Origin of the sequence: Pseudomonas azerbaijanoccidentalis (genome assembly GCF_019145495.1) — a bacterium.
Taxonomy (GTDB): Bacteria; Pseudomonadota; Gammaproteobacteria; order Pseudomonadales; family Pseudomonadaceae; genus Aquipseudomonas; species Aquipseudomonas azerbaijanoccidentalis.
Genome location: NZ_JAHSTU010000012.1, coordinates 109,102 through 123,852, shown reverse-complemented (window position 1 = coordinate 123,852; position 14,751 = coordinate 109,102). Strand labels below are relative to the sequence as shown.

Annotated in this window: 14 protein-coding genes; 9 read left to right on the top strand and 5 right to left on the bottom strand. The window is 59.0% G+C overall.

The window, feature by feature from the left end:
• Window positions 1–96: 96 nt before the first annotated feature.
• Window positions 97–1,551 (bottom strand): tRNA uracil 4-sulfurtransferase ThiI, encoded by a 1,455-nt coding sequence (gene thiI, locus KVG88_RS29055; RefSeq protein WP_217873423.1) that lies wholly within the window; start codon window positions 1,549–1,551, stop codon window positions 97–99.
• 331 nt (window positions 1,552–1,882) lie between these two features.
• Between thiI and glnA the strand changes: the two genes are divergently transcribed.
• The 5 genes from glnA (at window position 1,883) to ntrC (ending at window position 7,393) form a co-directional block, all read left to right on the top strand.
• Window positions 1,883–3,289: a type I glutamate--ammonia ligase gene (glnA, locus tag KVG88_RS29050; protein WP_008028021.1), complete on the top strand. Its 1,407-nt coding sequence runs from the start codon at window positions 1,883–1,885 to the stop codon at window positions 3,287–3,289.
• A 234-nt stretch (window positions 3,290–3,523) separates the two neighbouring features.
• The gene (locus KVG88_RS29045) at window positions 3,524–4,033 is read left to right on the top strand and encodes a DUF4124 domain-containing protein (protein ID WP_217873422.1); all 510 of its coding nucleotides are present in this window, start codon (window positions 3,524–3,526) and stop codon (window positions 4,031–4,033) included.
• Window positions 4,030–4,644 (top strand): DUF4124 domain-containing protein, encoded by a 615-nt coding sequence (locus KVG88_RS29040; protein WP_217873421.1) that lies wholly within the window; start codon window positions 4,030–4,032, stop codon window positions 4,642–4,644. Before KVG88_RS29045 ends, KVG88_RS29040 begins: the two co-directional genes overlap by 4 nt.
• Window positions 4,645–4,874: 230 nt before the next feature.
• Window positions 4,875–5,960: a nitrogen regulation protein NR(II) gene (gene glnL / locus KVG88_RS29035; protein WP_056852211.1), complete on the top strand. Its 1,086-nt coding sequence runs from the start codon at window positions 4,875–4,877 to the stop codon at window positions 5,958–5,960.
• Window positions 5,957–7,393: a nitrogen regulation protein NR(I) gene (gene ntrC, locus KVG88_RS29030; protein ID WP_056852210.1), complete on the top strand. Its 1,437-nt coding sequence runs from the start codon at window positions 5,957–5,959 to the stop codon at window positions 7,391–7,393. The genes glnL and ntrC overlap by 4 nt, the downstream gene beginning before the upstream one ends.
• A gap of 521 nt (window positions 7,394–7,914) precedes the next feature.
• On the opposite strand, the gene KVG88_RS29025 is transcribed toward ntrC, so the two are convergent.
• On the bottom strand, window positions 7,915–8,355 hold the full coding sequence (locus KVG88_RS29025) for a hypothetical protein (protein WP_217873420.1): 441 nt from the start codon (window positions 8,353–8,355) through the stop codon (window positions 7,915–7,917).
• On the opposite strand from KVG88_RS29025, the gene KVG88_RS29020 reads away from it, so the two are divergent.
• Window positions 8,354–8,809: a tRNA (cytidine(34)-2'-O)-methyltransferase gene (locus KVG88_RS29020; RefSeq protein WP_046815276.1), complete on the top strand. Its 456-nt coding sequence runs from the start codon at window positions 8,354–8,356 to the stop codon at window positions 8,807–8,809. The genes KVG88_RS29025 and KVG88_RS29020 overlap by 2 nt on opposite strands.
• Before the next feature lie 160 nt (window positions 8,810–8,969).
• Here KVG88_RS29020 and secB read toward each other — a convergent pair whose 3' ends face one another.
• The 3 genes from secB to KVG88_RS29005 are packed head-to-tail and all read right to left on the bottom strand — an operon-like array spanning window position 8,970 to window position 10,172.
• On the bottom strand, window positions 8,970–9,455 hold the full coding sequence (gene secB / locus KVG88_RS29015) for a protein-export chaperone SecB (protein WP_150702707.1): 486 nt from the start codon (window positions 9,453–9,455) through the stop codon (window positions 8,970–8,972).
• A 47-nt stretch (window positions 9,456–9,502) separates the two neighbouring features.
• Complete coding sequence (gene grxC, locus KVG88_RS29010) at window positions 9,503–9,757, bottom strand: glutaredoxin 3 (protein WP_008058538.1); 255 nt, start codon at window positions 9,755–9,757, stop codon at window positions 9,503–9,505.
• Window position 9,758: 1 nt separating this feature from the next.
• Complete coding sequence (locus KVG88_RS29005) at window positions 9,759–10,172, bottom strand: rhodanese-like domain-containing protein (RefSeq protein ID WP_056852206.1); 414 nt, start codon at window positions 10,170–10,172, stop codon at window positions 9,759–9,761.
• Window positions 10,173–10,325: 153 nt separating this feature from the next.
• Between KVG88_RS29005 and gpmI the strand changes: the two genes are divergently transcribed.
• The 3 genes from gpmI (at window position 10,326) to KVG88_RS28990 (ending at window position 14,751) form a co-directional block, all read left to right on the top strand.
• The gene (gene gpmI / locus KVG88_RS29000) at window positions 10,326–11,855 is read left to right on the top strand and encodes a 2,3-bisphosphoglycerate-independent phosphoglycerate mutase (RefSeq protein ID WP_150702706.1); all 1,530 of its coding nucleotides are present in this window, start codon (window positions 10,326–10,328) and stop codon (window positions 11,853–11,855) included.
• Window positions 11,856–12,107: 252 nt separating this feature from the next.
• A complete protein-coding gene (locus KVG88_RS28995) occupies window positions 12,108–13,400 on the top strand; it encodes a murein hydrolase activator EnvC family protein (protein ID WP_150702705.1) in 1,293 nt (430 codons plus the stop codon).
• A gap of 31 nt (window positions 13,401–13,431) precedes the next feature.
• A complete protein-coding gene (locus KVG88_RS28990; RefSeq protein WP_217873419.1) occupies window positions 13,432–14,751 on the top strand; it encodes a S41 family peptidase in 1,320 nt (439 codons plus the stop codon).

Here is a 14,751-nt window from a genome sequence, read left to right as displayed (position 1 = left end):
GCAGCGATTTACAGTAGAGTCAGGCCTTGCCGTTACAGCTTGACGGCGGCGTCGGGGGGCCGGTGACGCAAGCCACAGGCAAACAGCCCCGGGCACTTAGCTCGGTCGATAAACGCGCACATTGGCATGCCCCTCACTGAGCAAATGGTGGGCATGCAGGCGACTCATCACGCCTTTGTCGCAATAAAGCAGGTACTGGCGAGTAGGGTCCAGTTCCTTGAAACGAGCGTTCAGTGCATAAAACGGCATCGTTTGTACCTCGATGCCAGCAAGGTCCAGCGGGTCGTCTTCAGCGGCATCCGGGTGACGGATGTCGATGACGATCTGACCAGCCAGCGCTTCGCCGACTTCTTCAATTTGCAAATCCTGGCCCAATTCGTCGATCACGCGATCGATCGGCACCAGTTTGGCGTTTTCGAGCGCACGCTCGAGTACCGCCATGTCGAATTCTTTCTCTTCATGCTCGACGCGATGGCGCTTGGCTGCGGTCTTCGGATTGACCGAAATGACGCCGCAGTATTCCGGCATGTGCCGGGCGAAATCGGCGGTGCCGATCTCGTTGGCCAGGTCGATGATGTCCTGCTTGTGGCTGGCGATGAGCGGACGCAAGACCAGTTTGTCGGTCACGCAGTCAATCACGTTCAGGTTCGGCAATGTCTGGCTCGACACCTGGGAGATCGCCTCACCGGTCACCAGCGCTTCAATGTGCAGTCGGTCAGCAATCTGCGAGGAAGCGCGCAACATCATACGCTTCAATACTACGCCCATATGACTGTTATCGACTTTGCCGAGAATTTCTCCCAGCACTTCCTCGAACGGCACACTGACAAATAACACGCGTTGGGAGCTGCCGTACTTCTTCCAGATGAAATGCGCGACTTCCATGACGCCCAGTTCGTGGGCACGTCCGCCCAGATTGAAGAAGCAGAAATGCGCCATCAGGCCGCGACGCATGATCTGGTAGGCCGCGACGGTGGAGTCGAAACCACCGGACATCAATACCAGCGTCTGCTCCAACGCACCCAGCGGATAACCGCCGATGCCGTTGTGCTGGCTGTGGATCACAAACAACCGTTGGTCGCGAACTTCGATGCGGACTTCGATTTCCGGCTTTTTCAGGTCAATCCCGGCGGCGCCACACTGACGGCGCAACTGGCTGCCGACATATTTTTCGATGTCTATGGAGCTAAATGGGTGCTTGCCGGCGCGTTTGCAACGCACCGAAAAAATCTTCCCGGCCAGCGCATCGCCGTAGTGCTGCTTGCACTTTTCAACGATGTCGTCGAAATCGCCCAGCGGGTATTCGTCGATTTGCAGGAAGTGCGCGATGCCCGGCATGCAGCTCAGGCGCTCGCCCATCTCCTTCAGGGCCTTGGGGTCGCTGACGCGGGTTTCCAGCTCGAGGTTGTCCCACACGCCGTTCACCACCACAACCGGGTCCAGATCGCGGAGCACGGCACGGATGTTCTTGGCCAATTGGCGGATGAAACGCATCCGTACCGGGCGGCTCTTGATGGTGATCTCGGGGAAGACTTTTACGATTAATTTCATGGAAACAGCGCGCGCAGGGCCTGCCGAAAAAGGGGGGCGCGGATTATAGCGGAAATTGCTCAAGGTTTAACCAGTTAATGTGCAGAAGGTTTTGCACGCACCAAAACAGGTCGTTTTTCGTTTTAAGCGCCACATTGTAGGGCGAGAATTTCCGCGTTTAAGCGCTTTACACCTTTATAAGCGAGAAATTGGGGCAAAAAACCCATGGTGGGGCACTGGCATGCAATTTGCTCCCTTGTGAGGCAGGTTGCCTTGGCAGAGTATTCGCGCCGGCATCACCCACATTCTAAGGGCATCCACTACTTAAGCCCGAAGCCACCCGGAGGACACTATGTCGAAGTCGGTTCAACTCATCAAAGATCATGACGTCAAGTGGATTGATCTGCGCTTCACGGACACCAAAGGCACTCAGCACCACGTGACCATGCCGGCTCGCGACGCGCTGGATGAAGACTTCTTCGAAGTCGGCAAGATGTTCGACGGTTCCTCCATCGCTGGCTGGAAAGGCATCGAAGCCTCCGACATGATCCTGCTGCCGGACGACAGCACTGCCGTACTGGACCCGTTCACTGAAGAGCCGACCCTGATTCTGGTCTGCGACATCATCGAACCTTCGAGCATGCAAGGCTACGACCGCGACCCACGCGCGATCGCCAAGCGCGCAGAGGAATACCTCAAATCCACCGCCATCGGCGACACTGTGTACGCAGGTCCGGAGCCAGAGTTCTTCATCTTCGACCAAGTGAAGTTCAAGTCCGACATCTCCGGCTCCATGTTCAAGATCTACTCTGAACAAGGCTCGTGGATGTCCGACCAGGATGTGGAAGGCGGCAACAAAGGCCACCGTCCAGGCGTCAAAGGCGGTTACTTCCCGGTTCCACCGTTCGACCACGACCACGAAATCCGTACCTCCATGTGCAACGCGCTGGAAGAAATGGGCCTGACCGTCGAAGTTCACCACCACGAAGTGGCAACTGCTGGCCAGAACGAAATCGGCGTCAAGTTCAACACCCTGGTGAAGAAAGCCGACGAAACCCAAACCCTGAAGTACGTTGTACACAACGTTGCTGACGCTTACGGCCGCACCGCGACCTTCATGCCGAAGCCACTGTACGGCGACAACGGCTCGGGCATGCACGTGCACATGTCCATCTGGAAAGACGGCAAGAACACCTTCGCAGGCGAAGGCTATGCCGGTCTGTCCGATACCGCTCTGTACTTCATCGGCGGCATCATCAAACACGGTAAGGCCCTGAACGGCTTCACCAACCCGGCTACCAACTCCTACAAGCGCCTGGTTCCAGGCTTCGAAGCTCCAGTGATGCTGGCCTACTCGGCCCGTAACCGTTCCGCTTCGATCCGTATTCCTTACGTGTCGAGCCCGAAAGGCCGCCGTATCGAAGCGCGCTTCCCGGATCCGGCTGCCAACCCATACCTGTGCTTCGCAGCACTGATGATGGCTGGCCTGGACGGTATCCAGAACAAGATCCACCCTGGCGACGCAGCCGACAAAAACCTGTACGACCTGCCGCCTGAAGAGGCGAAAGAGATCCCACAAGTTTGCGGCAGCCTGAAAGAAGCCCTGGAAGAGCTGGACAAGGGTCGTGCGTTCCTGACCAAAGGCGGCGTGTTCTCCGACGACTTCATCGACGCTTACATCGCTCTGAAAAGCGAAGAAGAAATCAAAGTACGCACCTTCGTACACCCACTGGAATACGAGCTGTACTACAGCTGCTAATCCGGTAGCGCCTGCGCATGCGGCGTGACAAAAAGAGGCCTCCTTCGGGAGGCCTTTTTTATGATCACAAATCAAAAGATCGCAGCCCTCGGCAGCTCCTACATTGTTATGCATCTGTGGGAGCTGCCGAAGGCTGCGATCTTTTGATCTTCTGTACCCAAATATGAACACGCTAGGCCAACCGCCGCCCCTGACCTATGCTGCAACCCTACGCTTTCGTTTCCGGTTGATTTTATGGGTCGTAGTTTTCTCTTTCTTCTGTTGCTGATCGCCCTGCCCGCCGCAGCGCAGATCTACAAGTACACGGACGCCAACGGCAACACCGCGTACAGCAATCAGCCTCCTGATGGGGTAACGGCTCAACCGGTCGACTTGCCACCACTCAACAGCGTCGAACCCCAGGCAGCTCCTGCACCATCTGCGCAAAACGCTGCGAGCGAACAGCCCCGCCAAGCCTACGAAGTACTGGAACTTACCGGCCTGCCCACCACCGAAGCCCTGCGCGCCAACAACGGCACCTTCACCGTCAACGTACTGATCAAACCGCGCCTGCAAGGCCCGCATCTGTTCAGGCTGTTGCTCGACGAGCAACCCTACGGCCAGCCCGTCAACGTCCCGATCCTGCAACTGGTGAACATCGACCGCGGCCTGCACAGCCTGGCAGTGCAGGTGATCGACGGCGAAACCGTGGTCCAGCAAAGCCCCAGCGTGACCTTTACCGTGCAACGAGTGCACACGCCTTGAAGGCCTGGCTGTTGATTGGCGTGTTGTTTGTGCTGCCTGCGTCGGCAGAGGTTTTTACCTACGTCGATGCACAGGGCAATCGGGTTTTCACCGACCAGCCAAAACCCGGCAACGCCAAGCGCGTGCCGCTGGCCACCAGCAATCGAATGTCCGCCGCACCGTCCGCGTCGCCCGGCACCGCAAAGAAATTCGAGCAAAAACCTCTGTTTCACTACGACCTGCTACGCGTTCTGGTACCGGAGCCTGATGCCACCGTGCGCAGCACCGCTGGCGAAATCATCGTCAGCATTACCAGTGAGCCAGGCCTGCAAAAGGGCCATAGTTACCGCTTGTTGCTAGACGGCAAACCTACGGCAGAGCCTGGCATCAGTCCGGTGTTCCCGCTGACCAACATCGATCGCGGCACCCACCAACTGTCTGTGGAAATCCTCGACGAACAAGGCCGCACCGTCGAACGCACCGCCAATCAGCCCTTCCACATGCAGCGCATGTCGCTGGCGCAAAAGCGCAAGGTCAAACCCTGCGCTCTCCCGGACTACGGTCAACGGCCGGAATGTCCACTTGCCGACAAACCGGCCGAAGAAAAAAATCCGTTCCTGCGGTTCTTCTAACGTCGCTCAGGTTTGCGCACTATATTGGTGCGAATGGTTGCACCGCCGCTAAATTCCAACCCATTTTGGTTCGAAACTACCCGTCCAGGCTGGCAGAGCGCCACGCAATCGAGCGTCAAACGCCCGTTTCAGGCGTTGAACGCTTCTTTTCGGAGCCTTGGTTTGGTTTTTGCATTTTCCTCGCGTCAGCGCTTTTTTCTTGCGCATGCTTTGCCCTAAAAGAGGTCCCGATGACCATTAGCGACGCACTCCACCGTTTGCTACTCGACAACCTCACCACCGCGACCATCCTGCTCGATGCCGAATTGCGCCTTGAGTACATGAACCCTGCGGCGGAAATGCTCCTGGCCATTAGCGGCCAGCGCAGCCATGGGCAGTTCATCAGCGAGTTGTTCACCGAATCCACCGAGGCGCTCAATTCCTTGCGACAAGCGGTCCAGCAAGCGCATCCGTTCACCAAGCGCGAAGCAATGCTCACCGCCCTCACCGGCCAGACCCTGACGGTCGATTACGCGGTCACGCCGATCCTGAGCAATGGCGACACGTTGCTGCTGCTCGAAGTGCACCCTCGCGATCGCTTGCTGCGAATCACCAAAGAAGAAGCCCAGCTGTCGAAGCAGGAAACCAGCAAGATGCTGGTGCGCGGCCTCGCCCACGAGATCAAGAATCCGCTGGGCGGCATTCGTGGCGCGGCGCAATTGCTGGCCCGTGAGCTGCCGGAAGAAAGCCTGCGCGATTACACCAACGTGATCATTGAAGAAGCCGACCGCCTGCGCAACCTGGTCGATCGCATGCTCGGTTCCAACAAGCTGCCATCGCTGGCCATGTGCAACGTCCATGAAGTGCTGGAGCGTGTTTGTCACCTGGTGGAGGCGGAAAGCCAGGGCTGCATTACTTTGGTGCGCGACTACGACCCAAGCATTCCCGACGTTCTGATCGATCGTGAACAAATGATCCAGGCCGTTCTGAACATCGTGCGCAACGCCATGCAGGCCATCAGCAGCCAGAACGAGCTGCGCCTGGGCCGCATCAGCCTGCGCACCCGCGCCATGCGCCAGTTCACCATCGGCCACGTGCGCCATCGCCTGGTGACCAAGATCGAAATCATCGACAACGGCCCCGGCATTCCTGCGGAACTTCAGGAAACCATTTTCTTCCCCATGGTCAGCGGACGCCCGGACGGTACCGGACTCGGCCTGGCCATTACCCAGAACATCATCAGCCAGCACCAGGGCCTGATCGAGTGTGACAGCCACCCCGGCCACACCACGTTCTCGATCTTTCTGCCACTGGAACAAGGAGCCACATCGACATGAGCCGTAGTGAAACCGTGTGGATCGTCGATGACGACCGTTCTATCCGTTGGGTCCTGGAAAAAGCCTTGCAACAGGAAGGCATGACCACGCAAAGCTTCGACAGCGCCGACGGCGTGATGAGCCGCCTGGCACGCCAGCAGCCAGACGTGATCATCTCCGACATTCGCATGCCCGGTGCCAGCGGCCTGGACCTTCTGGCGCGGATTCGCGAACAGCACCCACGGCTGCCGGTGATTATCATGACCGCGCACTCCGATCTGGACAGCGCTGTCGCGTCCTATCAGGGCGGCGCTTTCGAGTACCTGCCCAAGCCGTTCGACGTCGATGAAGCGGTTTCACTGGTCAAACGCGCCAACCAGCACGCCCAGGAGCAACAAGGCCTGGAAGTCGCCCCGACCCTGACCCGCACCCCGGAAATCATCGGCGAAGCGCCGGCGATGCAGGAAGTGTTTCGCGCCATCGGGCGTTTGAGCCATTCCAACATCACCGTGCTGATCAACGGCGAATCCGGTACCGGTAAAGAGCTGGTGGCCCACGCCCTGCACCGTCACAGCCCTCGTGCGGCGTCGCCGTTCATTGCGCTGAACATGGCGGCGATCCCCAAAGACCTGATGGAATCCGAACTGTTCGGCCACGAAAAAGGCGCGTTCACTGGCGCGGCCAACCTGCGTCGCGGGCGTTTCGAGCAAGCCGATGGCGGCACGCTGTTCCTCGATGAAATCGGCGACATGCCGGCCGACACCCAGACCCGCTTGCTGCGCGTTCTGGCTGATGGCGAGTTCTACCGCGTCGGCGGTCATGTGCCCGTCAAGGTGGACGTGCGGATCATCGCGGCGACTCACCAGAATCTGGAAACCCTGGTGCATGCCGGGAAATTCCGTGAAGACTTGTTCCACCGCCTCAATGTGATCCGCATTCACATCCCGCGCCTGTCGGATCGTCGAGAAGACATCCCGACTCTGGCCAAGCACTTCCTCAGCCGCGCCGCGCAGGAATTGGCCGTTGAGCCGAAGCTGCTGAAAAGCGAGACCGAGGAATACCTGAAAAACCTGCCATGGCCAGGCAACGTGCGTCAGCTGGAGAACACCTGCCGCTGGATCACGGTAATGGCTTCGGGCCGCGAAGTGCATATCGGTGACTTGCCACCTGAGTTGCTGAGCCTGCCGCAGGATTCGGCGCCGGTGACCAATTGGGAACAGGCGCTGCGTCAGTGGGCCGACCAGGCATTGGCTCGCGGTCAGTCGAGCCTGCTGGACAGTGCCGTTCCGGCCTTCGAGCGGATCATGATCGAAACCGCCCTCAAGCACACCGCCGGTCGCCGCCGCGATGCTGCCGTTTTGCTGGGTTGGGGGCGAAACACCCTGACTCGCAAGATCAAGGAATTGGGGATGAAGGTGGATGGCGGGGATGATGATGAGGGGGATGAGGGCTAAATCCGGCTTTCGAATTTAGTTGCTCACGAAAAGATCGCAGCCTTCGGCAGCTCCTACAGGCATACATAAAAGCCTGCAGGAGCTGCCGGACGCTGCGATCTTTTTTTGCTTGTGCACCGCCGCAATGCACGGTGAACCGCAATCGCGCACAAAAAACCATTCAAACCCCCGCTGGCATTCGTATTCGAACGCTTGGCGAAAAAACACGAAAGCCCCGTACTCCGGGGCCTTCAGCGTTTCATAACAGTTTTCTGTTTCATCTTGTTAATTCTGGCACGCCCCCTGCAATAGTCTCATCAGTGATTCAGATCACTACCCAGTTTCGGGGACCTTGGTACAGGCAGGCCGGGGATTCCCCTCTTTACACCGGGCTCACACCGCACAAGCGACGAGCCCACCCAGTTTTGGGGTCCTTGGTACAGGCAGGCCGGGGATTCCCTCTTTACACCGGGTTCACGACGCAATGCGCGAACCCTCCCGTTTTGGGGACCTTGGTACAGGCAGGCCGGGGATTCCCTCTTTTATTGCTCTCGGAGATGGATCTCCAACCGCCAGCGGTCATCGACCTCGCTACCGGCCCACTCACCCTGCAGGGGCCGGGCCGCCACCATCGTCAGCAACACCCCCCCATCACTCAATCGCACCCGCCAGTTCACGCTCTTGTCGTTCAGCTTGAGCTGACCCTGCTGTGCCTTGCCCTCCGCCTCGAACAACAACGCGACGCTGCCATCGACGATCTCGCCGTGGGTCTTGGGCTCGTTGTTGAACCACACCACCAAACCCTCGCTCGTCACGTCGATTTGCTGCAGCACGCTGGGGTCGGGCGTGGTCAGGCGACCGATCATCAGCCCCACCATCACCCCGACAATGGCCAGCGACATCATCACGCGCGGGAATAGTTTCGAACGAGAGTCGGCTTGCGGCGTAGAATGCCGCTCATCTTTACCTTCGGAGCCGTGCATGTTTCACGTCATCCTTTTCCAACCAGAAATTCCGCCGAATACCGGCAACGTTATCAGGCTGTGCGCCAACAGTGGCTGCCACCTGCATTTGATCGAACCGCTGGGCTTCGAGATGGACGACAAGCGCCTGCGCCGGGCCGGCCTCGATTACCACGAGTATGCCACCCTGCAACGCCATGCGGACCTTGCCAGCTGCCTGGAAAGCCTCGGTCACCCGCGGGTGTTCGCCTTCACCACCAAGGGTTCACGGCCCTTCCACGATGCCAGCTTCGTCCCGGGCGACGCGTTCCTGTTCGGCCCGGAAAGCCGGGGCTTGCCCGCCGAAGTGCTGGACGCCCTGCCCGCCGAACAACGCCTGCGCCTGCCAATGCGCGAAGGCTGTCGCAGCCTGAACCTGTCCAACACCGTCGCGGTCGCCGTTTACGAAGCCTGGCGCCAAAACGACTTCAAATAACACCGCCCGCTTTGTAGGAGCTGCCGAAGGCTGCGATCTTTTGATCTTAAAAACCAAAATCAAAAGATCGCAGCCTTCGGCAGCGCCTACTCGAAGGTTTCGTTTGCTCCATGAAAAAAGCGCCTTCAGAGGCGCTTTTTTCATGGAGCAAACAAAGTTTTTACTGAACGGTCGGCGTCTCGCCCGCCGCCTGCATGCGTTGCAGCTCTTGCGCGTACAGTGCGTCGAAGTTCACCGGAGCCAGCATCAGTGCCGGGAACGAGCCGCGGGTCACCAGGCTGTCCAGGGTTTCGCGAGCGTACGGGAACAGGATGTTCGGGCAGAACGCACCCAGGGTGTGGCTCATCGAAGCGTCGTCCAGGTTCTTGATCAGGAAGATACCGGCCTGTTGCACTTCGGCGATGAACGCCACTTCGTCACCGTTTTTCACGGTAACCGACAAGGTCAGCACGACTTCGTGGAAGTCAGATTCCAGAGCCTTTTGGCGGGTGTTCAGATCCAGACCGACACTCGGCTCCCACTGCTGGCGGAAGATCGCCGGGCTTTTTGGGGCCTCGAAGGACAAGTCACGTACGTAGATGCGCTGCAAGGAGAATTGCGGTGCGGTTTCTTCTTCGCTAGCTGCAGTGTTCTGTTGGTCAGTCATCTCAGATCCTTTCTGATCTTGGGCTTTTATAGGGTATGAAATCGAATTCAAGCCTTGAGCAGTGCGTCGAGCTTACCGGCGCGCTCCAGGGCAAACAAATCATCACAACCGCCAACGTGGGTGCTGCCGATCCAGATCTGCGGCACGGATGTACGTCCGGCCTTCTGAGCCATTGCGGCACGCACCTGCGGCTTGCCATCGACCTTGATCTCTTCGAAGGCCACGCCTTTGTTCTCGAGCAGGTACTTGGCTCGGGAGCAATAAGGGCAGTAATCGCTGGAGTAGACGACGACGTTGCTCATATCACTTCACCAGCGGCAGGTTGTCGGCTTTCCAGCTGGAAACACCACCGGACAGCTTGGCAGCGGTGAAGCCGGCCTTCATCAGCTCGCGAGCGTGGGTGCCGGCAGTCTGGCCCATGGCGTCGACCAGAATGATGGTCTTGGCCTTGTGCTTTTCCAACTCGCCGACGCGGGCGGTCAGTTTGTCGTGAGGAATGTTCAACGCGCCAACAATGTGACCGGCGGCAAAGTCTTTGGCTGGACGAATGTCGATCACCACGCCCGCATCTTTGTTGACCAGGCCGGTCAGTTCACCGGTGCTCAGGCTACGGCCGCCGCCCTGCATCTGATACGCGATCAGTGCGGCCAGCAGTACGACGAAGATACCGACGAGAATGTAGTGGTTAGTGGCAAATTCAATCAGGTGAGCAACCATCGAAGGAGGTTCCAGGGCGTTAAAATGTCGGCCAGTATACACAGCCACTATGGTGGGCCAAACCCCGTCCGGCGGTGACGTGGCCGGAACTTCGCTTTAAACTGCGACTCCCTTTTTCCATTACCCCTTTTACCTCAGCCACGAGTGGATTCCATGACTACCACGCCTAAACCTTTGGTCCTGATGATTCTCGACGGCTTCGGTCACAGCGAAAACCCCGAATCCAACGCCATCTTCGCTGCGAAGAAGCCCGTACTGGACCGTTTGTGGGCCACTGTGCCGAACGGCCTGATCTCGGGCAGCGGCATGGACGTCGGCCTGCCGGATGGGCAGATGGGCAACTCCGAAGTCGGCCACATGAACCTCGGCGCCGGCCGCGTGGTGTATCAGGATTTTACTCGCGTCACCAAGTCGATCCGCGACGGTGAGTTCTTCGAGAACCCGACCATCTGCGCCGCCGTCGATAAAGCCGTCGCTGCGGGCAAAGCCGTGCACTTCATGGGCCTGCTGTCCGATGGGGGCGTGCACAGCCACCAGGATCACCTGGTCGCCATGGCCGAACTGGCCTTCAAGCGCGGCGCCCAGAACATCTACCTGCACGCCTTTCTCGACGGCCGCGACACGCCGCCGAAAAGCGCTCAGTCGTCGATCGAACTGCTCGATGCCACGTTCCAGGCGCTGGGCAAAGGCCGTATCGCCAGCATTATTGGCCGTTACTTCGCCATGGACCGTGACAACCGTTGGGACCGCGTGTCCCAGGCTTACAACCTGATTGTCGACGGTAACGGCGAGTTCAATGCCGCCACCGCCCAGGAAGGCCTGCAAGCCGCCTACGAGCGTGGCGAGAGCGACGAATTCGTCAAAGCCACCTCGATCGGCGAACCGGTAAAAGTCGAAGACGGCGATGCCGTGGTGTTCATGAACTTCCGCGCCGACCGCGCTCGTGAGCTGACCCGCGTGTTCGTCGAAGACGATTTCAAGGAATTCGAACGCAGCCGCCAGCCAAAACTGGCCGGTTTCGTCATGCTGACCCAATACGCCGCGAGCATTCCTGCCCCATCGGCCTTCGCTGCCGGCAGCCTGGAAAACGTACTGGGTGATTACCTGGCGAAAAACGGCAAAACCCAGCTGCGCATCGCTGAAACCGAGAAGTACGCGCACGTGACCTTCTTCTTCTCCGGCGGTCGTGAAGAACCGTTCCCGGGCGAAGAGCGCATCCTGATCCCGTCGCCAAAAGTCGCAACGTATGACTTGCAGCCGGAAATGAGCGCGCCAGAAGTGACCGACCGCATCGTCGATGCCATCGAAAACCAGCGCTATGACGTGATCGTGGTCAACTACGCCAACGGCGACATGGTGGGTCACAGTGGCGTGTTTGAGGCGGCGGTGAAAGCCGTTGAATGCCTGGACCAGTGCGTCGGCCGTATCGTCGAAGCCCTGGAAAAAGTCGGCGGCGAAGCCCTGATCACCGCTGACCACGGCAACGTCGAGCAAATGTCCGACGAAACCACCGGCCAGGCGCACACCGCGCACACCACCGAACCGGTACCGTTCATTTATGTCGGCAAGCGCGACCTGAAGGTCCGCGAAGGCGGCGTGTTGGCGGACGTGGCGCCGACCATGCTCAAGCTCTTGGGCCTTGAGCAACCGAAGGAAATGACCGGGACTTCGATTCTGGTGTAATCCAGTCGTCCAAACACCGCAAAACCCTGTGGGAGCTGGCTTGCCAGCGATAGCAATCTGGCAGCCAACAGATATGTTGAATGTGCCGACGCAATCGCTGGCAAGCCAGCTCCCACAGTGGTTTATGGGGTTTTCGAAAAGGAATTCGTGCTGCTACTTGCTCCAGTTATCACACAGTCCCAATTGGGCATTTTTTTTGCTGCCCATGGCGGGCATACTAGGCCGTCCCTTTCCCTGGTGTCGCCCGCCTCTATGCTTCGCGTCCTGATAGCCCTTGCTCTGACTTGCCTGCTCCAACCGGCCTTCGCTGACGAGCGCGCGCAAACCCAACAACAGTTGGACGCTACGCGTCAGGACATTGCCGAGCTGAAAAAGCTGCTGGGCAAGCTGCAGGAAGAAAAATCCGGTGTGCAAAAGGATCTCAAGGGCACCGAGACCGAAATGGGCAAGCTCGAGAAGCAGGTCGATGCCCTGCAAAAAGAGCTGAAGAAAAGTGAATCCGAGCTGCAGCGGCTCGATGCGGAGAAAAAAAAACTCCAGAGCGCGCGCACTGAACAGCAGCGACTGATCGCCATCCAGGCCCGCGCGGCCTACCAGAACGGTCGCCAGGAATACCTCAAGCTGCTGCTCAACCAGCAGAATCCGGAAAAATTCGCCCGCACCCTCACCTATTACGACTACCTGAGCCAGGCCCGCATGGAGCAGTTGAAGAACTTCAACGAAACCCTGCGCCAACTGGCCAATGTCGAAAAAGACATCGGCTTGCAGCAGGCACAGTTGCTGGTTCAGAAAAGCAGCCTCGACACCCAGCGCGACGAACTCGACAAAGTCCGCCAGGAACGCCAGCAAGTCCTGGCCAAGCTCAATGACGACGTGAAGGCTCGCGACCAGAAACTGGCAGCCCGCGAGCAGGATCAGGCAGACCTGTCTAAAGTCCTTAAAACCATTGAAGAAACCTTGGCTCGCCAGGCCCGTGAGGCAGAAGAAGCGCGACAAAAAGCGCTGATCGCCCAGCAGGAAGCCGAAAAAAAGCGTTTACGTGAGGCCCAGGCTCAAGCAGACGAGACTGACGCCCCACGCAAACCGGTCAAATCTACACCTGGCGCGCTGGTATCAAGCGCCGGCGAAACCTTCGGCGGCGCATTTGCGTCAACCCGCGGCAAACTTCCTTGGCCTGTCGATGGTCGACTGTTGGCACGCTTCGGTGAAAGCCGTGGCGACGATGCACGGACCAAGTGGGACGGCGTAATGATTGGCGCGTCCGCCGGCAGCACCGTACATGCGGTGCATGGCGGTCGCGTAGTGTTCGCCGACTGGTTGCGCGGCGCCGGGCTGCTGGTGATCCTTGATCACGGCAACGGTTTTTTGAGTCTTTATGGTCACAACCAGACATTGCTCAAGTCTGCGGGTGACGTGGTAAAAGCCGGTGAGTCCATCTCCACTGTGGGTAGCAGTGGCGGCCAGGACACACCGGCATTGTATTTCGCGATTCGTCAGCAGGGTCACCCGAGTGATCCGGCACAATGGTGTCGCGCGCAAGGATAAGCGCGCTGCCTAATTCAGGAGTTCGTTCGACATGCTGCATTTGTCCCGCCTTACCTCGCTGGCCCTGACGATCGCCCTGGTGATCGGCGCGCCTCTGGCGTTTGCCGCTCAACCAGCCCCGGCGGTCGCGCCTGCGGGCACTGCTGCGACCACCAAGGCGCCATTGCCGCTGGAAGAGTTGCGCACCTTCGCCGAGGTTATGGATCGGATCAAAGCCGCTTATGTCGAACCGGTAGACGACAAGACCCTGCTGGAAAACGCGATCAAGGGCATGCTCAGCAACCTTGATCCGCACTCCGCCTACCTTGGGCCGGAAGATTTCGCCGAATTGCAGGAAAGCACCAGCGGCGAGTTCGGCGGTCTGGGGATTGAAGTTGGCGCCGAAGACGGCTTTATCAAAGTGGTCTCGCCCATCGATGACACGCCAGCTTCCAAGGCCGGCATCCAGGCGGGCGACTTCATCGTCAAGATCAACGGCCAGCCCACCCGCGGCCAGAGCATGACCGAAGCCGTGGACAAGATGCGCGGCAAGATCGGCGAAAAAATCACCCTGACCCTGGTGCGCGACGGCGGCACTCCGTTCGACGTGACCCTGGCCCGCGCCATCATTCAAGTGAAGAGCGTGAAGAGCCAGTTGCTGGAGTCCGGCTACGGTTACATCCGCATCACCCAGTTCCAGGTCAAGACCGGCGAAGAGGTCTCCAAGGCCCTGGCCAAGCTGCGCAAGGACAACGGCAAAAAGCTCAAAGGCATCATTCTCGACCTGCGCAACAACCCGGGCGGCGTGTTGCAGGCAGCGGTGGAAGTGGTCGACCACTTCATCACCAAGGGCCTGATCGTTTACACCAAAGGCCGGATCGCCAACTCCGAATTGCGCTTCTCCGCCACCGGCAAGGACGAAAGCGAAGCCGTGCCAATGGTTGTGCTGATCAACGGCGGCAGCGCCTCGGCCTCGGAGATTGTTGCCGGCGCCTTGCAGGATCAGAAGCGTGCGGTGGTCATGGGGACGCCAAGTTTCGGCAAAGGCTCGGTGCAAACCGTGCTACCGCTGAACAACGACCGCGCCCTGAAAATCACCACTGCGCTGTACTACACGCCTAATGGCCGCTCGATCCAGGCCCAGGGCATCGTGCCGGACATCGAAGTGCGCAAGGCGAAGATCACCAGCGAACAGGACAGCGAATACTTCAAGGAAGCTGACCTGCAAGGTCACTTGGGCAATGGCAATGGCGGCGCCGACAAGCCAAGCAGCTCCGGCGGCAAAGCCAAACCGATGCCACAGGACGACGATTACCAGCTGGCCCAGGCCCTGAGCCTGCTCAAAGGGCTGAGCATCACCTCCGGCCGCTGA